The 17,493-nt window shown below is 74.1% G+C and carries 14 protein-coding genes; 12 read left to right on the top strand and 2 right to left on the bottom strand.

The window, feature by feature from the left end; translation table 11 throughout:
• Nucleotides 1–191: 191 nt before the first annotated feature.
• The 9 genes from SAM23877_RS15785 to SAM23877_RS15745 all read left to right on the top strand — a co-directional run bounded on the left by SAM23877_RS15785 (nucleotide 192) and on the right by SAM23877_RS15745 (nucleotide 11,685).
• Complete coding sequence (locus tag SAM23877_RS15785) at nucleotides 192–1,199, top strand: EamA family transporter (RefSeq protein WP_053132864.1); 1,008 nt, start codon at nucleotides 192–194, stop codon at nucleotides 1,197–1,199.
• A 322-nt stretch (nucleotides 1,200–1,521) separates the two neighbouring features.
• Nucleotides 1,522–2,316 (top strand): TIGR03084 family metal-binding protein, encoded by a 795-nt coding sequence (locus tag SAM23877_RS15780; protein ID WP_053132861.1) that lies wholly within the window; start codon nucleotides 1,522–1,524, stop codon nucleotides 2,314–2,316.
• Nucleotides 2,313–3,989 carry an acyclic terpene utilization AtuA family protein gene (locus tag SAM23877_RS15775; protein WP_053132858.1) on the top strand — a complete coding sequence of 559 codons (1,677 nt, stop codon included), beginning with the start codon at nucleotides 2,313–2,315 and terminating at the stop codon, nucleotides 3,987–3,989. Before SAM23877_RS15780 ends, SAM23877_RS15775 begins: the two co-directional genes overlap by 4 nt.
• Nucleotides 3,990–4,061: 72 nt before the next feature.
• A complete protein-coding gene (locus SAM23877_RS15770; RefSeq protein ID WP_053132855.1) occupies nucleotides 4,062–5,660 on the top strand; it encodes an acyl-CoA carboxylase subunit beta in 1,599 nt (532 codons plus the stop codon).
• A gap of 31 nt (nucleotides 5,661–5,691) precedes the next feature.
• Complete coding sequence (locus SAM23877_RS15765; RefSeq protein ID WP_053142534.1) at nucleotides 5,692–7,542, top strand: acetyl/propionyl/methylcrotonyl-CoA carboxylase subunit alpha; 1,851 nt, start codon at nucleotides 5,692–5,694, stop codon at nucleotides 7,540–7,542.
• 81 nt (nucleotides 7,543–7,623) lie between these two features.
• Nucleotides 7,624–8,754: an acyl-CoA dehydrogenase family protein gene (locus SAM23877_RS15760; RefSeq protein ID WP_053132852.1), complete on the top strand. Its 1,131-nt coding sequence runs from the start codon at nucleotides 7,624–7,626 to the stop codon at nucleotides 8,752–8,754.
• A 17-nt stretch (nucleotides 8,755–8,771) separates the two neighbouring features.
• Nucleotides 8,772–10,340 (top strand): 4-coumarate--CoA ligase family protein, encoded by a 1,569-nt coding sequence (locus SAM23877_RS15755; protein ID WP_053132850.1) that lies wholly within the window; start codon nucleotides 8,772–8,774, stop codon nucleotides 10,338–10,340.
• Nucleotides 10,337–11,071 (top strand): enoyl-CoA hydratase family protein, encoded by a 735-nt coding sequence (locus SAM23877_RS15750; protein ID WP_053132848.1) that lies wholly within the window; start codon nucleotides 10,337–10,339, stop codon nucleotides 11,069–11,071. Before SAM23877_RS15755 ends, SAM23877_RS15750 begins: the two co-directional genes overlap by 4 nt.
• Nucleotides 11,059–11,685 (top strand): TetR/AcrR family transcriptional regulator, encoded by a 627-nt coding sequence (locus SAM23877_RS15745; protein WP_053132844.1) that lies wholly within the window; start codon nucleotides 11,059–11,061, stop codon nucleotides 11,683–11,685. The genes SAM23877_RS15750 and SAM23877_RS15745 overlap by 13 nt, the downstream gene beginning before the upstream one ends.
• A 60-nt stretch (nucleotides 11,686–11,745) precedes the next feature.
• On the opposite strand, the gene pdxH is transcribed toward SAM23877_RS15745, so the two are convergent.
• Entirely contained in the window at nucleotides 11,746–12,375 is a 630-nt protein-coding gene (gene pdxH / locus SAM23877_RS15740; RefSeq protein WP_107291962.1) for a pyridoxamine 5'-phosphate oxidase, read from the bottom strand.
• A gap of 302 nt (nucleotides 12,376–12,677) precedes the next feature.
• Here pdxH and SAM23877_RS15735 point away from each other — a divergent pair, with 302 nt between their 5' ends.
• On the top strand, nucleotides 12,678–13,778 hold the full coding sequence (locus SAM23877_RS15735) for a citrate synthase 2 (protein ID WP_053132839.1): 1,101 nt from the start codon (nucleotides 12,678–12,680) through the stop codon (nucleotides 13,776–13,778).
• A 468-nt stretch (nucleotides 13,779–14,246) separates the two neighbouring features.
• Nucleotides 14,247–15,653, top strand: coding sequence for a PAS domain-containing protein (locus tag SAM23877_RS15730; protein WP_053142531.1), 1,407 nt, complete (start codon nucleotides 14,247–14,249; stop codon nucleotides 15,651–15,653).
• A 35-nt stretch (nucleotides 15,654–15,688) separates the two neighbouring features.
• Here SAM23877_RS15730 and SAM23877_RS15725 read toward each other — a convergent pair whose 3' ends face one another.
• A complete protein-coding gene (locus SAM23877_RS15725; RefSeq protein ID WP_053132836.1) occupies nucleotides 15,689–16,444 on the bottom strand; it encodes an SIS domain-containing protein in 756 nt (251 codons plus the stop codon).
• A 212-nt stretch (nucleotides 16,445–16,656) separates the two neighbouring features.
• Here SAM23877_RS15725 and SAM23877_RS15720 point away from each other — a divergent pair, with 212 nt between their 5' ends.
• Complete coding sequence (locus tag SAM23877_RS15720; RefSeq protein ID WP_053132833.1) at nucleotides 16,657–17,349, top strand: iron-dependent transcriptional repressor DtxR; 693 nt, start codon at nucleotides 16,657–16,659, stop codon at nucleotides 17,347–17,349.
• The last annotated feature ends 144 nt before the right edge of the window (nucleotides 17,350–17,493 follow it).

Raw genomic sequence — 17,493 nt, 5'->3', positions numbered from 1 at the left:
CGGACGCTACCTGGTCGGTCCGCGGCCCCGGCCGGTGAACCCCGTCCAGCCGGTGGAAGCGCGTTGACATCCCCGATGCCCGCCCGCGACAGTTGCATGGAAGGTGTACGCGCCTGACCGAGTCCACTACTCTGGACTGCGCCGTACAGCATGATGAACGACACCGACCCGCAGACCGTCCCGGAGCCCTCGTGAGTACCCCCAGCGCTACCCCCGGCACCCCCGCCCCGGCCGCCTCCCTGGCGGGCCCCGAGGCAGCGGGAGCCGCCGGCCGGGCGTCCGCCGCCGGCCCCGCGTCCGCTCCGGGCGGCGGCCCGGCCGACGGAGGCCGGTGGGGTGCCCTCGGCCCCGTCGGACTGGTCCTCGCCGGCGGCCTCTCCGTGCAGTTCGGCGCGGCGCTGGCGGTGAGCCTGATGCCGCGGGCCGGTGCGCTCGGCGTGGTGACGCTGCGGCTGGTCGTGGCCGCCGTCGTGCTGCTCCTGATCTGCCGGCCGCGGCTGCGCGGGCACTCGCGGGCCGACTGGGGCACGGTCGTCGTCTTCGGCGTCGCCATGGCCGGCATGAACGGCCTCTTCTACCAGGCCGTCGACCGCATCCCCCTCGGTCCGGCCGTCACCCTCGAGGTGCTCGGCCCGCTCGCGCTCTCCGTCTTCGCCTCCCGCCGCGCGGTCAACCTGGTCTGGGCCGCGCTCGCCCTGGCCGGCGTCTTCCTGCTCAGCGGCGGCGGCTTCGACAGCCTCGACCCGGCCGGTGCCGCCTTCGCGCTCGGAGCGGGTGTCATGTGGGCGGCGTACATCGTGTTCAGCGCGCGCACCGGGCGCCGTTTCCCGCAGGCCGACGGGCTGGCTCTCGCGATGGCGGTCGGGGCGGTGCTGTTCCTGCCGCTGGGCATCGCCGAGTCGGGGGGCGAGCTGATCGACCCGGTGACCCTGGCGCTGGGTGCCGGGGTCGCCCTGCTCTCCTCCGTACTGCCCTACACCCTGGAGCTCCTCGCGCTGCGCCGGCTGCCCGCGCCGACCTTCGCGATCCTCATGAGCCTGGAGCCCGCCATCGCCGCGGCGGCCGGTTTCCTCATCCTCGACCAGGCCCTGACCGCGACCCAGTCCGCCGCCATCGCGCTGGTCATCGCGGCCAGCATGGGAGCGGTGCGGACCCAGATGGGACGCAGGCGGACCAAGGCGCTCCCGGAGCTGCCGTAGCCGCAGGGGCCCTCCCGTCCGGGGGAGGGGGACCGACCGTGAGCGGAGCTGGAGCGCGCCTGGTCAGGCTCCCCGCCCGTGGATCGGTCGGGAGAGCCCGGCGGTGAGGGCCGGGTAGTGACGTGAGGGCCGGGCTGTGAGGGCCGGCCGGTGACGCTCCGAGGGTGCGGATCCGGCCGTGCGGACCCGAGCACCAGCGCGCCCGCACACCCCCCGCGCACCCCCGTCGCAAAATCATGCATGCATGCTTGATTGTTCTGAGCCTCGCTGCCATGCTCCTCACCACACCGCGCCGCACACCGCCGTGCCGAGGGGAGCGTCCGTGTCCGACCCCACGCCCGTGATCGACGACCTGCGCGAAGAGAGCGAGGAACTCGACGCGCTGGTCGCGCGGTTGAGCCCCGAGGAGTGGCGCCTCGCCACCCCCGCGCCCCGCTGGACGATCGCCCACCAGATCGCGCACCTGACCTGGACCGACCGGGCCGCCCTGCTGGCCGTCACCGACGAGAAGGGCTTCGCCGGCCTGGTCGAGCAGGCCCTCGCGGCACCCGACCGGTACGTCGACGACGGCGCCGACGAAGGCGCCCGGCAGCCCCCCGACGAGCTGCTGGCCACCTGGCGGGAGGGGCGCGCCGCCCTCGGCGAGGCGCTGCGCGACTCGGCCCCCGGCGCCCGGTTCCCCTGGTACGGCCCGCCCATGGCCGCCGCCTCCATGGCCACCGCCCGCCTGATGGAGACCTGGGCCCACGGCCTCGACGTGGCCGACGCCCTCGGCGTCACCCGCCCGCCCACCGGCCGGCTGCGGCACATCGCCCGGATCGGCGTCCGCGCCCGGGACTTCGCCCACGCGGCCCACGGCCTCACGCCGCCGGCCGAGCCGTTCCGCGTGGAACTCACCGCCCCCGGCGGCGACCTGTGGACGTACGGTCCCGAGGACGCCCGCCAGCGCGTCACCGGCCCCGCCCTCGACTTCTGCCTCCTCGCCACCCAGCGCGCCCACCGCGCCGACCTCGCCCTGCGGGCCGAGGGCCCGGACGCCGACCGCTGGCTGGACATCGCCCAGGCCTTCGCGGGGCCGCCCGGAGCGGGCAGGCCGCCGAGGGGAGCCGGCCGGTGAGCGTGCTCCGCGTCGGCAACGCCTCGGGCTTCTACGGTGACCGCTTCGACGCCATGCGGGAGATGCTCACCGACGGCCCGCTGGACGTCCTGACCGGCGACTACCTCGCCGAGCTGACCATGCTGATCCTCGGCCGCGACCGGCTGAAGGACCCGGACGCCGGGTACGCGCGCACCTTCCTGCGGCAACTGGAGGAGTGCCTCGGCCTCGCCCACGAGCGGGGCGTCAGGATCGTCGCGAACGCGGGCGGACTCAACCCGGCGGGACTCGCCGACGCCGTCCGCACGCTGGCCGGCCGGTTCGGCCTCCCCGTACGGGTCGCGCACGTCGAGGGCGACGACCGCACCGCCGCCCACCCGGGCAGCCTCGCCGCCCACGCCTACCTCGGCGGCTTCGGCATCGCCCGGTGCCTGAGCGCGGGCGCCGACGTGGTCGTCACCGGGCGGGTCACCGACGCCGCGCTGGTCACCGGGCCCGCCGCCGCGCACTTCGGCTGGACGCCCACGGACCACGACCGGCTGGCGGGCGCGGTCGTCGCCGGACACGTCCTGGAGTGCGGGGCGCAGGCGACCGGCGGCAACTACGCGTTCTTCGAGGACCGCGCCGGGGATCTCCGGCACCCCGGCTTCCCCCTCGCCGAGCTGCACGCCGACGGCACCTCGGTCGTCACCAAGCACCCCGGCACCGGAGGCTTCGTCGACGTCGGCACGGTCACCGCCCAGCTGCTGTACGAGACGGGCGGCGCCCGGTACGCGGGACCCGACGTCACCGCCCGGCTGGACACCGTACGGCTCACCCAGGACGGGCCGGACCGGGTGCGGATCGAGGGCGTGCGCGGTGAGGCCCCGCCGCCCGATCTCAAGGTCGGCCTGAGCCGTCTCGGCGGCTTCCGCAACGAGGTCGTCTTCGTGCTCACCGGCCTCGGAGTCGAGGCCAAGGCCGCCCTCGTGCGGGAGCAGATGGAACCCGCCCTCGGCGAGATCGCCGACGTCCGCTGGGACCTCGTCCGCACCGACCGGCCCGACGCCCCGACCGAGGAGACGGCGAGCGCCCTGCTCAGGCTCGTGGTCCGCGACGCGGACCAGCGGGCCGTCGGACGGGCGCTGAGCGGCGCAGCCGTCGAGCTGGCCCTCGCCAGCTACCCCGGCTTCCACGTGCTCGCGCCCCCCGGGAAGGGCGCGCCCTACGGGGTCTTCGAGGAGGCCTACGTCCCCCAGGGCGCCGTCCGCCATGTGGCCGTCCTCCACGACGGGCGCCGGGTCGAGGTGGCGCCGCCCCCGGAGACCGCCGCCCTCGACGCCGTACCGGAGCCGCCTCTGCCCGAGCCGCTCCCGCCCGGGCCCGTACGCCGGGCCGCCCTCGGCCTCGTCGCCGGGGCCCGCAGCGGCGACAAGGGCGGCAACGCCAACGTCGGCGTGTGGGCGCGGTCCGACGAGGCCTGGCGCTGGCTCGCGCACGAGCTGACCGCCGACCGGTTCCGGGAGCTGATCCCCGAGGCCCGCGACCTGCCCGTCACCCGGCACGTTCTTCCCGCCCTGCGCGCCCTCAACTTCGTCGTCGAGGGCATCCTCGGCGAGGGGGTCGCCGCGCAGGCCCGCTTCGACCCGCAGGCCAAGGCGCTCGGCGAGTGGCTGCGCGCCCGCCACCTGGACATTCCAGAGGTACTCCTGTGACCGCCTGCCACTTGGACCTTCCGGAGGTACTCCTGTGACCGCCCGCCACCTGGACCTCCCGGAGGTACGCGCGTGACGGTCCTGCCCTCGGCCGTGGACCCGGCCGCCCCGGATCACCGGGCCAACCGCGAGGCCATGCTCGCCAAGCTCGCCGACCTGGACGCCGAGCACGCCAAGGCACTGGCCGGCGGCGGCGAGAAGTACGTCGCCCGGCACCGCGAGCGCGGCAAGCTCCTCGCCCGCGAGCGCATCGAGCTGCTCCTCGACCCCGACACGCCCTTCCTGGAGCTTTCGCCGCTCGCGGCCTGGGGGAGCGAGTACGCGGTCGGCGCCTCCCTCGTCACCGGCATCGGCGTCGTCGAGGGCGTCGAGTGCCTGATCACCGCCAACGACCCGACCGTGCGCGGTGGCGCCAGCAACCCCTGGTCGCTGAAGAAGGCCCTGCGCGCCAACGACATCGCCCTCGCCAACCGGCTGCCCTGCGTCAGCCTGGTCGAGTCCGGCGGCGCCGACCTGCCGTCCCAGAAGGAGATCTTCATCCCCGGCGGCGCGATCTTCCGCGACCTGACGCGGTTGTCGGCGGCCGGCATCCCCACCGTCGCCGTCGTCTTCGGCAACTCCACGGCGGGCGGCGCCTACATCCCCGGCATGTCCGACCACGTGATCATGGTCAAGGAGCGGGCGAAGGTGTTCCTCGGCGGGCCGCCGCTGGTCAAGATGGCGACCGGCGAGGAGAGCGACGACGAGTCGCTCGGCGGCGCCGAGATGCACGCCCGCACCTCCGGTCTCGCCGACCACTTCGCCGTGGACGAACCGGACGCGCTGCGCCAGGCGCGCAGGGTCGTCGCCCGGCTCAACCACCGCAAGGCGCACCCCGATCCGGGACCCGCCGAGCCCCCGAAGTGCGACCCGGAGGAACTCCTCGGTATCGTCCCGGGCGACCTCAAGGTCCCCTTCGACCCGCGCGAGGTGATCGCCCGGATCGTCGACGCCTCCGACTTCGACGAGTTCAAGGCGCTCTACGGGACGAGCCTGGTGACCGGCTGGGCGGCCCTGCACGGCTACCCGGTGGGCATCCTCGCCAACGCCCAGGGGGTCCTCTTCAGCGAGGAGTCGCAGAAGGCCGCCCAGTTCATCCAGCTCGCCAACCAGCGTGACGTCCCGCTCCTCTTCCTGCACAACACCACCGGCTACATGGTCGGCAGGGAGTACGAGCAGGGCGGCATCATCAAGCACGGCGCGATGATGATCAACGCGGTCTCCAACTCCCGCGTCCCGCACCTGTCCGTCCTCATGGGGGCCTCCTACGGCGCCGGCCACTACGGCATGTGCGGCCGGGCCTACGACCCGCGCTTCCTCTTCGCCTGGCCCGGCGCCAAGTCCGCCGTCATGGGCCCGCAGCAGCTCGCCGGCGTGCTCTCCATCGTCGCCCGCCAGTCCGCCGCCGCGAAGGGGCTGCCGTACGACGACGAGGGCGACGCGGCGCTGCGCGCCATGGTGGAGCAGCAGATCGAGTCCGAGTCACTGCCCGTGTTCCTGTCCGGGCGGCTCTACGACGACGGCGTCATCGACCCGCGCGACACCCGCACCGTCCTCGGGCTGTGCCTGTCGGCCGTCCACACCGCCCCCTACCAGGGGGCGCGCGGTGGCTTCGGCGTCTTCCGGATGTGAGGGAAACACCGTGACCAGCGAGGGGAACACCGTGATCAGCACCGTCCTCGTCGCCAACCGGGGCGAGATCGCCTGCCGGGTCTTCCGCACCTGCCGCGCGGCGGGCATCCGGACGGTCGCCGTGCACTCGGACGCCGACGAGGACGCCCTCCACACGCGCCTGGCGGACGTGGCCGTACGCCTGCCGGGCACCGCCTCCGCCGACACGTACCTGCGCGGCGACCTCGTCGTGAAGGCCGCGACCGCCGCCGGCGCCGACGCCGTGCACCCCGGGTACGGCTTCCTCTCGGAGAACGCCGGCTTCGCGCGGGCCGTCACCGACGCGGGCCTGACCTGGATCGGACCGCCGCCGGAGGCGATCGAGGCGATGGCGTCCAAGACCCGCGCCAAGGCGCTGATGGGCATCGCCCCCCTCGGCGAGGTCACCGAGGCGGACCTGCCGGTGCTGGTGAAGGCGGCGGCCGGCGGCGGCGGGCGCGGCATGCGCGTCGTAAGGCGGCTCGCCGACCTCGACGCCGAACTGACCGCCGCCCGCGCGGAGGCGGCGAGCGCCTTCGGCGACGGCGAGGTGTTCGTCGAGCCGTACGTCGAGGACGGCCGTCACGTCGAGGTGCAGATCCTCGCCGACACCCACGGCACGGTGTGGGTGCTCGGCACCCGGGACTGCTCCCTCCAGCGCCGCCACCAGAAGGTGGTCGAGGAGGCCCCGGCCCCCGGCCTGGACGCCTCCCTCACCCGGGACCTGTACGAACAGGCCGTACGGGCCGCCCGCGCCGTCGACTACGCCGGCGCCGGGACCGTCGAGTTCCTCGTCGCGGACGGCAGGGCGCACTTCCTGGAGATGAACACCCGTCTCCAGGTGGAGCACCCCGTCACCGAGGCGGTGTTCGGCATCGACCTGGTCGCCCTCCAGCTCCGCGTCGCCGAGGGCCACGCCCTGGACGGCGAGCCGCCGCGCCCGCGCGGCCACGCCGTCGAGGCCCGCCTGTACGCCGAGGACCCGGCGAACGGCTGGGCCCCGCAGACCGGCCGCCTGCACCGCCTCGCCGTCCCGGACGGCATCCGCCTGGACACCGGTTACACCGACGGCGACGACATCGGCGTGCACTACGACCCGATGCTGGCCAAGCTCGTCGCCCACGCGCCCACCCGCGCGGAGGCCGTCCGCCGGCTCGCCGGGGCCCTGGAGCGGGCGGCGGTCCACGGCCCGGTCACCAACCGGGACCTGCTCGTCCGCTCCCTGCGGCACGAGGAGTTCACCTCCGCCCGCATGGACACCGGCTTCTACGACCGCCACCTGACCGCCCTCACCGAGCCCGCCCCCGACCCCCTCGCCCCGCTGGCCGCCGCCCTCGCCGACGCGAGCGCCCGCTCCGGCCGCTTCGGGGGATGGCGCAACCTGCCCTCGGGGCCCCAGGTCAAGCGGTACGCCGTCGCGGGCGAGGAACACGAGGTCCGCTACCACCACACCCGCACCGGTCTCGCCGCCGAGGGCGTACGCGTCGTCCAGGCCGACGCCGGACGGGTCGTCCTGGAGGCGGACGGCGTACGGCGCCGCTTCGAGGTCGCCCGCTACGGCGACGAGATCCACGTCGACGCCACCCGCCTCATCGCCCTGCCCCGCTTCCCCGACCCCACCACCCAGCTCGCCCCCGGCTCCCTCCTCGCCCCCATGCCGGGCACGGTCGTCCGCGTCGCGGAGGGCCTGACCGAGGGCGCGACCGTGGAGGCGGGCCAGCCCTTGCTGTGGCTGGAGGCGATGAAGATGGAACACAGGATCACCGCCCCGGTCACGGGAACGCTGAGCGCTCTCAACGCCGAGCCCGGCAGGCAGGTGGAGGTCGGCGCCCTCCTGGCCGTGGTCGACGGGGACGCCGGTTAGGGGCGCGGGGCTCCCTTGGACATGCGGCTCCGCCGCGTGGGCGCGACCAGCCACGACGAAACCCGTACCCGAAGGAGCACAGTGACCACCCTCATCGAATCCGAAGAGCACAAGTCCCTCCGCGTAGCGGTAGCCACCTTCGCGAAGAACCACCCCGGCCCCGACAACAAGGAGTTCTGGCAGGCCGCCGCCAAGCTCGGCTACATCGGCGTCAACCTGCCGGAGGCGTACGGCGGTGGCGGCGGCGGCATCACCGAACTCTCCCTCGTCCTGGAGGAGATGGGCGCAGCCGGGAACCCCCTGCTGATGATGATCGTCTCCCCGGCGATCTGCGGCACCGTCATCGCCCGCTTCGGCACCGAGGCCCAGAAGCGGGAGTGGCTCCCCGCGCTGGCCGACGGCAGCCGCCTGATGGCCTTCGGCATCACCGAACCCGACGCCGGCTCCAACAGCCACCGCATCACCACCACCGCGCGCCGTGACGGCACCGACTGGCTCCTCACCGGCCGCAAGGTCTTCATCAGCGGCGTCGACATAGCCGACGCCACCCTGATCGTCGGCCGCACGGAGGACGCCCGCACCGGCAGGCTCAAGCCCTGCCTGTTCATCGTCCCCCGCGACACCCCCGGCTTCGGGCGCCGGCAGCTCGACATGGAACTGAACGCCGAGGAGAAGCAGTTCGAGCTGACCCTCGACGACGTGCGCCTGCCCGCCGAGGCCCTCGTCGGTGACGAGGACGCCGGCCTCCTCCAGCTCTTCGCCGGCCTCAACCCCGAACGCGTGATGACCGCCGCCTTCGGCATCGGCATGGGCCGCTACGCGCTGACCCGCGCCCTCGACTACGCCCGCGAACGCACCGTCTGGAAGACCCCGATCGGCGCCCACCAGGCCATCGCCCACCCCCTCGCCCAGGCCCACATCGAACTCGAACTGGCCCGCCTGATGATGCAGAAGGCGGCCCACCTGTACGACACCGGTGACGACACGGGCGCCGGCGAGGCCGCCAACATGGCCAAGTACGCGGCCGGCGAGGCCTGTGTGAGGGCCGTCGACCAGGCCGTGCACACCCTCGGCGGCAACGGCCTCACCCGCGAGTTCGGGCTCGCCCGGCTGATCACGGCGGCGCGCGTGGCCCGTATCGCCCCGGTGAGCCGCGAGATGATCCTCAACTACGTCTCCCACCAGACCCTCGGCCTGCCCAAGTCGTACTAGCCCGACCTGGAGGAACCGTGTTCCGCAGCGAGTACGCAGACGTCCCGCTCGTCGACCTGCCCATCCACGACGCGGTCCTCGGCCGGGCCGCCGCCTTCGGGAACACCCCGGCGCTCGTCGACGGCACCGACGGCACCACCCTCACCTACGAACAGGTGGACCGGTTCCACCGGCGGGTCGCCGCCGCCCTGGCCGAGGCGGGCGTGGGCAAGGGCGACGTCCTCGCCCTGCACAGCCCCAACACCGTCGCCTTCCCGCTCGCCTTCTACGCCGCCACGCGCGCCGGTGCCTCGGTCACCACCGTGCACCCGCTCGCCACGGCCGAGGAGTTCGCGGGGCAGCTCCGCGACTCGCGCACCCGCTGGATCGTCACCGTCTCACCCCTGCTGGACACCGCCCGCCGGGCCGCCGAACTCGCGGGCGGCGTCCAGGAGATCTTCGTGTGCGACAGCGCCCCCGGCCACCGCTCGCTCGCCGACATGCTGGCCTCGACCGCACCCGAGCCGTCCGTCACCATCGACCCCGCGCAGGACGTCGCCGCGCTGCCCTACTCCTCGGGCACCACCGGCACCCCCAAGGGCGTGATGCTCACCCACCGGCAGATCGCCACCAACCTCGCCCAGCTCGAACCGGTGGTGCCGGCCGCGCCGGGCGAGCGCATCCTGGCCGTCCTGCCGTTCTTCCACATCTACGGTCTGACGGCCCTCATGAACGCCCCGCTGCGGCTCGGCGCCACCGTCGTCGTCCTGCCCCGCTTCGACCTGGAGCAGTTCCTCGCCGCCATCCAGAACCACCGCATCACCGGCCTGTACGTCGCCCCGCCGATCGTCCTGGCCCTCGCCAAGCACCCCCTCGTGGCCGACTACGACCTCTCCTCCCTCAAGTACGTCCTCAGCGCCGCCGCCCCCCTGGACGCGAAGCTCGCCGCCGCCTGCTCGCAACGGCTCGGTCTGCCGCCCGTCGGCCAGGCGTACGGCATGACCGAACTGTCCCCGGGCACCCACGTGGTCCCCCTGGACGCCATGAGCGACGCGCCGCCCGGAACCGTCGGCCGGCTCATCCCCGGCACCGAGATGCGCATCGTCTCCCTCGACGACCCCGGCAAGGACCTCGGCACCGGCGCGTCCGGTGAGATCCTCATCCGCGGACCCCAGGTCATGAAGGGCTACCTCGGCCGCCCCGACGCCACCGCCGCCCTGATCGACGCGTCCGGCTGGCTGCACACCGGGGACGTGGGACACGTCGACGCCGACGGCTGGCTGTTCGTCGTCGACCGCGTCAAGGAACTGATCAAGTACAAGGGCTTCCAGGTGGCGCCCGCCGAACTCGAAGCCCTCCTGCTCACCCACCCCGGCGTCGCCGACGCGGCCGTCGTCGGCGCCCACGACGACGACGGCAACGAGATACCGCACGCCCACGTGGTGCGCCGGCCCACCGCGCCCGCCCTCACGGAGGGGGAGATCATGACGTACGTCGCCGAACGCGTCGCCCCCTACAAACGCGTCCGCCGGGTCACCTTCGTCGCCGGCGTACCCCGGTCCGCCAGCGGCAAGATCCTCCGCCGGGAACTGCGGGGCGACCGGTGACCGCCCTCGCCCGCTCCCGCGCACGCGGCGTCCAGACCCTCGCCCTCGACTCCCCGCACCGCCGCAACGCCCTCTCGGCGGCCCTCGTGGCCGAGCTCACCGCCGCCCTCACCGACGCCGGGCGGGACACGGACGTCCGCGCCGTCGTCCTGACCCACACCGGGACCACCTTCAGCGCCGGCGCCGACCTGCGCGACCCGCCCGATCCGGACGCCCTGGTCGGCCTGCTGCGGACCCTCGTCGAACTGCCCAAGCCGGTCGTCGCCCGCGTCACCGGACACGTCCGCGCCGGCGGCCTCGGCCTGCTCGCCGCGTGCGACATCGCGGGCGCCTCCACCGCCTCGACGTTCGCCTTCACCGAGGTCCGCATCGGCGTGGCCCCCGCCGTCATCTCCCTGCCCCTGCTGCCCCGCACCGACCCCCGCGCCCTCGCCCGCCTCTACCTCACCGGCGAGCGCTTCGACGCCGCCGAGGCCGCCCGGATCGGCTTGGTCACGGCGGCGGGCGACGACGTGGACGCCGTACTGGAACCCGTCCTGGACGGTCTGCGCCGTGCCTCGCCGCAGGCTCTGGCCGAGACGAAACGGCTGCTCACGGCTAGGGTGCTGGAGGCATTCGACCGGGACGCGGCCCAGCTGACCGCGCTCTCGGCCCGGCTGTTCGCCTCCCCGCAGGCCCGCGAGGGGATGACGGCCTTCCTCGAACGACGGGATCCGGAATGGGTGGTGTGAGCGGCGCCGTGGGCACGGCCGAACGCGCGGAGCGTGTTCCCAAGCAGGACCGCAGCCGGGTCACCCGGCAACGGCTCCTCGAAGCCGCCGTGGCCTGTCTCGCCGAACGCGGCTGGGCGGGCTCCACGGTCTCCGTCGTCGCCGAACGCGCCGGCGTCTCCCGCGGCGCCGCCCAGCACCACTTCCCGACCCGCGAGGATCTCTTCACGGCCGCCGTGGAGTACGTGGCGGAGGAGCGCTCCGGCGCGCTGCGGGCGCTGTTCCCCGAGGGCGCGGCGGCGGACGACCGCCGGGCCGTCGTGTCGGCCCTGGTCGACCTCTACACCGGCCCCCTCTTCCGCGCCGCCCTGCACCTGTGGGTCGCCGCCTCCGACGAGGAGCAGCTGCGGGGCCGGGTGACCGAGCTGGAGGCCCGCGTCGGCCGCGAGAGCCACCGCATCGCCGTCGAACTCCTCGGCGCCGACGAGACCCGCCCCGGCGTCCGCGAGACCGTCCAGGGCCTCCTCGACATGGCCCGCGGCCTGGGCCTCGCCAACCTCCTCACCGACGACGCGGCCCGCCGGGAGCGGGTGGTCGAGCAGTGGGCGCGGCTGCTGGACGGGGCGCTGGGCTGAGCGGCCCCGGTCGGCGGCGCGCGGGACGACCGGCGGGCCGGCGGGCACCGCACGGCCCGTTCACGGACTGAGCCGCTCCACCCGCCAGCCCCCGTCCGCCTCCGCCACGTACCGGAGCCGGTCGTGCAGCCGGTTCTCCCGGCCCTGCCAGAACTCCACCTCCCGCGGCACCACCCGGAACCCGCCCCAGTGCGGCGGCACCGGGACCCGCTCTCCCTCCGGGTACCGCGCGGCCAGCTCCGCGTACGCGGCGTCCAGGGCGTCGCGCCCGGTCACCACGGACGACTGGACGCTGGCCCAGGCACCCAGCTGGGAGCCGTGCGGCCGGGTGCGGAAGTACGCGGCGGTCTCGTCCCGCCCGGTACGCGCCGCGACGCCCGCGACGATCACCTGCCGGGCCATCGGGTGCCAGGGGAACAGCAGCGAGACGTGCGGGTTCTCCTCCAGCTCGCGCGCCTTGCGGGAGCCGTAGTTGGTGTAGAAGACGAACCCCCGCTCGTCGAAGTGCTTCAGCAGCACCGTGCGGGAGCTGGGCCGTCCCCGCGCGTCGGCCGTCGAGACGACCACGGCGTTCGGCTCGAAGAGCCCGCCCTCGGTCGCGGCCTGCCGGAACCAGCGCGCGAACTGCTCGACGGGCGTGGCGGCGAGCTCGGTCTCGGCGAGTCCGTCGGCCCGGTACTGCTTGCGCATCGAGGGAAGATCGAAGGGAGCGGCGTCGCGATCGGTCACGCCGCCATCCTGCCGTACCGGCGGTGTTCTTGGTCACTGCATGGCACTGAGTGCCGCACCCCCTCCCCAAGCGTGTCACTCGGAGATATCGTGCTTGCTCCCGGCCCGGTCGGATGAGTACCGACCGTACGGGGCATCACAGGGGTGACCGCCTGGACCGCGAGTCGAGGACACGACCGTGGATCCGAGGGACCGAGCGTCCGCGGAGGCGCCGCACCGCCTCCGCACCGGTCGCCACACATCACGATCACGAGGAGCCGCTGATGTCCGACTTCGTACCCGGGCTCGAGGGAGTCGTCGCGTTCGAGACGGAGATCGCCGAACCCGACAAGGAGGGCGGCGCGCTGCGCTACCGCGGCGTCGACATCGAGGACCTCGTCGGGCACGTCTCCTTCGGCAACGTCTGGGGCCTGCTCGTCGACGGCGCCTTCAACCCCGGCCTGCCGCCCGCGGAGCCCTTCCCCATCCCGGTCCACTCCGGCGACATCCGCGTCGACGTGCAGTCCGCGCTCGCGATGCTCGCACCCGTCTGGGGTCTCAAACCCCTCCTGGACATCGACGCCGAACAGGCCCGCGCCGACCTGGCCCGCGCCGCCGTCATGGCCCTGTCCTACGTCGCCCAGTCCGCCCGCGGCCAGGGCCTGCCCATGGTCCCGCAGCGCGAGATCGACAAGGCCCGATCCGTCGTCGAACGCTTCATGATCCGCTGGCGTGGCGAACCCGACCCCAAGCACGTCGCCGCCGTCGACGCCTACTGGACCTCCGCCGCCGAGCACGGCATGAACGCCTCCACCTTCACCGCCCGCGTCATCGCCTCCACCGGCGCCGACGTGGCCGCGGCCCTCTCCGGAGCGGTGGGCGCCATGTCCGGCCCGCTGCACGGCGGCGCCCCCTCCCGCGTCCTCGGCATGATCGAGGAGATCGAGCGCACCGGCGACGCCGAGGCCTACGTCAGGAAGACCCTGGACGCGGGCGAACGCCTCATGGGCTTCGGCCACCGCGTCTACCGCGCCGAGGACCCCCGCGCCCGCGTCCTGCGCCGCACCGCCCGTGAACTGGGTGCCCCGCGCTTCGAGGTCGCCGAGGCCCTGGAGAAGGCCGCCCTGGCCGAACTCCACGCCCGCCGCCCCGACCGCGTGCTGGCGACCAACGTCGAGTTCTGGGCCGCCATCATGCTGGACTTCGCCGAGGTCCCGGCCCACATGTTCACGTCGATGTTCACCTGCGCCCGCACCGCCGGCTGGTCGGCCCACATCCTGGAGCAGAAGCGCACCGGCCGCCTGGTCCGCCCCTCCGCCCGCTATGTCGGCCCGGGCCCCCGCGACCCGCGCGAGATCGAGGGCTACGACGGCATCGGGCACTGACCCCCGTCACGCAGACGACCCGCGAGTCTGGTTCCTCCCAGGGGAGGAGCCGGCCGGACGTACCGGCGACTCGCGGGTCGGGTGACTGCTGGGATTGGGCCGGCCGCACGCATCACGCGCGCGCTGGTCCGGCACCGCACTGGGTGTGGTGGCGAGCCGTCAGCCCGCAGTCACCTCACGCGTCCGGTATTCATACATCTGCCGAACCACCTCCCTTCTCGTGTACCGCCCACCCTAGGAACCGGCCGGGCCCCGGGCAATCGGTTTTTCCCGACGCGCTCGGGCCGGAGGCACCGCCGCCCACCCCTCATGACGGGGGCGTATGCCGAGTTTCCGCAGTACAACGATTTCCGCAATCTTGTGGGAACCCGGTGTGTGCTGCATCACGTTCGAGTTGAATGAAGGCCAGTGAAGGCCAGTGAGCGAACCGACGTACCGTACGGCGGACGCAGCCTGCAGGGGGTCCAGGTGAGTGCTTCCCGGAGCAGTGGGATCACCGACGAGCTGGGGCCGGATGAGCCGGAGCAGCCCGAGCGGGACGGCGCGGACCTGTTGGCCGCGCTCCTCGACGGCATGGACGCCGCCCTGTGCGCCTTCGACGGGGACGGGGTCGTCACCCATTGGAACCGGGAGGCGGAGCGGATCCTGGGCTGGACCGCGGCCGAGGCCGTGGGGCGGCAGGGCTTCGCCGGGTGGGCCGTGCGCCGGGCCGACGCCGGGGAGGTGGAGGAGCGGCTGCTCTCCGCGATGCGGGCGCCGGGCCGGCAGGTGCACGAGTTCGCGCTGCTGACCAAGGACGGCGGGCGGGTGCTGGTGCGCACCCAGTCCGCGGCCGTACGCGGCCCCGACGGCCGGCCCGCGGGGGTGTACTGCGCGTTCAGCGAGGTGCACGCCCAGATCGACCTGGAGCGTTCCATCGCGCTGAGCGAGGCCCTGCTGGAGGACGCGAGCTGGGGTGTCGTGCTGGTGGACGTGGATCTGCGGCCCGCCGTGGTGAACGCCCACGCGGCGCGTGCGCTGGGCACCGGCCGTACGTCGGTGCTCGGCCGGCCGCTCGGGGACCTGCTCGCCCAGGGCGTGGAGGAGCTGGAGAGCGCGCTGACGCACGTGCTGGCGGAGGGAACACCGCCCGCGCCCGCCGAGGTCTGGGTGAGCGTGCGCACCTCGGAGGGCGAGCGGCGCCGGTGCTGGCGCAGCGGGTTCGTGCGGCTGGCGTCGCCGCTGGCGGAGGAGCCGGTGCCGTTGGGGGTCGGCTGGCTGTTCCAGGACGTCACGGAGTCGAAGCAGGGCGAGCAGGACGCGGCGCTGCTGCGGTTCCGGGCCAACCAGCTGCACCGCGCGGCGCGGGCGGCGGCCGAGTGCGAGGACCCGGGGGAGGCGGCGGTCGTCCACCTGGACTTCGCGCTCGCCGGGTTCGCCGACCACGCGCTGATCGACCGGATCGTGGGCGGGGCGGCGGACACCGACGCCGACCCGGCGGAGCCGGTCCGGCTGGTGCGGGTCGCGGCCACGCCGTCCGGTGCGCCGGGACCGAGCGTGCCGGCCGGGACGACCGGGATGCCGGTGCGCTACGGCGGGAGTCATCCGGCGGTGCAGTGCGTGGAGCGGGCGGGCTCGGTGCGGGCCAGTGCCGGTGTCCGGGCGGTGCCGGCCGAGCGGGTGCGCGAGTGGGCGGCGGCCCGGCAGTGGCCGGCGGACACGGTGCACGGCCTGTGCGCGGTGCTGCGCAGCCGGGGCCGGACGCTGGGCGTCGTGACGTTCCTGCGGGGCTCGGGGCGGAGCGCGTTCGAGCGGTCCGACGCGATGTACGCCGAGGACGTGGCGGTGCGCATCGCGGCGCTGCTGGACCTGGCCGGCGCGGTGCGGGAGCGGTAGCGGCACGGACGCCCGGGCCGCCGGTGCCGCGCGGGTCAGCGCCGGTAGAAGATCCGGTCCCGGTACTCGTCCAGTACGCGCTCGTTCCACTCGGGTCCGCCGTCCACGTTGCCGGAGCGCAGCAGGGGCGGTTCGATGCCCCGGTCGGCGAGGACGGTGGCGGCCGTGGCCGTGACGGCCTGCATCAGGGCGCTGGTGACGACCGTGGAGGCGGGGGCGAAGGGCGCCGGGACGGTGTCGAGCGTGAGCTCCGCGTCGCCAACCGCGATCTTGGAGTCCAGCACGATGTCGCAGTGGTCCTTGAGGAAGGTGCCGGAGGAGTGCCGCGACGTCGTCTCGGTGGCGTAGGCCACCGAGGTCACGCCGATGACCCGCACCCCCATGGCGCGGGCGTTCAGGGCCATCTCGACGGGCAGGGCGTTGCGCCCGGAGAGGGAGACGACGACCAGGGCGTCGCCCTCGCGCAGGGGCGAGGAGCCCAGCACCACGCCGGCGAGGCCGCCGACGCGTTCCAGGGCGGAGCCGAGCGTTGCGGGCATGACGTCCACGCCGACGACGCCGGGCACGGCGAGCAGGTTCATCAGGGCGAGCCCGCCGGCGCGGTAGACGGCGTCCTGGGCGGCGAGCGAGGAGTGACCGGCGCCGAAGGCGAAGAGCCGGCCGCCGTTCTGCACGGTGTCGGCGAGCAGCGTGCCGGCCGCCTCGATGGCGTCGGCCTCCTCGTCGCGGACCCGCCGCAGGAGGTCGATCGCGGCGTCGATGAACTGGCCGGCCGGCTTGCGGTCACTCATGCGGGACCCCTTCGGTGTGGCTGTGTCGCGGATCACCGTGCGGTCTGGACCAGTGCGGTGTCAATACGGTGTCGAGGCCGCGCCGCCGGGCCGCTCGGAGACGGCTTTCCGCGGTGAGGCACGGTTGTCGGTGGTATGCGTCAGAATTGAATCCAGGGCCAGCGCACGCGCCGGTGGGCCGTAGCCTCCGGCAATCTCATCAAGGGGCACGAATGTCCGGACTGATCGACACCACGGAGATGTATCTCCGCACCATCCTGGAGCTGGAGGAGGAAGGTGTGGTCCCGATGCGCGCCCGGATCGCCGAGCGGCTCGACCAGAGCGGTCCGACGGTCAGCCAGACGGTGGCGCGGATGGAGCGCGACGGTCTGGTCTCCGTGGCGGCCGACCGGCACCTGGAGCTGACCGACGAGGGCCGTCGGCTGGCCACCCGCGTGATGCGCAAGCACCGGCTCGCGGAGTGCCTGCTGGTCGACGTGATCGGCCTGGAGTGGGAGCAGGTGCACGCCGAGGCCTGCCGCTGGGAGCACGTGATGAGCGAGGCAGTGGAGCGCCGCGTGCTGGAGCTGCTGCGCCACCCGACCGAGTCGCCGTACGGGAACCCGATCCCGGGCCTGGAGGAGCTGGGCGAGGCGGACGGCGCGGACCCGTTCCTGGACGAGGGCATGGTCTCGCTCGCCGACCTGGACCCGGGCGTGGAGGGCAAGACGGTCGTCGTGCGCCGGATCGGGGAGCCGATCCAGACGGACGCGCAGCTGATGTACACGTTGCGCCGCGCGGGTGTGCAGCCCGGCTCCGTGGTGAGCGTGACGGAGTCGGCGGGCGGTGTGCTGGTGGGCAGCGGCGGCGAGGCGGCGGAGCTGGAGTCGGAGGTCGCCTCCCACGTGTTCGTCGCCAAGCGCTGAAGGCGGCCGGCCGGTCGGGTCCCGCCTCCCGCGGGCCGTACCGGCGTTCCGGCCAGGGACACGATCCCGTCGATTCCATGGGCCGGTGAGCCGAATCGCAGCGCCCGGCCGCGTCGCGTGCAAGGCTGGGGCGCGAGGCATATG

This window comes from Streptomyces ambofaciens ATCC 23877, from assembly GCF_001267885.1.
Lineage (GTDB): Bacteria > Actinomycetota > Actinomycetes > Streptomycetales > Streptomycetaceae > Streptomyces > Streptomyces ambofaciens.
Note: the sequence above shows the minus strand (reverse complement) of the source record. Positions and strands in the feature narration are given on the sequence as shown.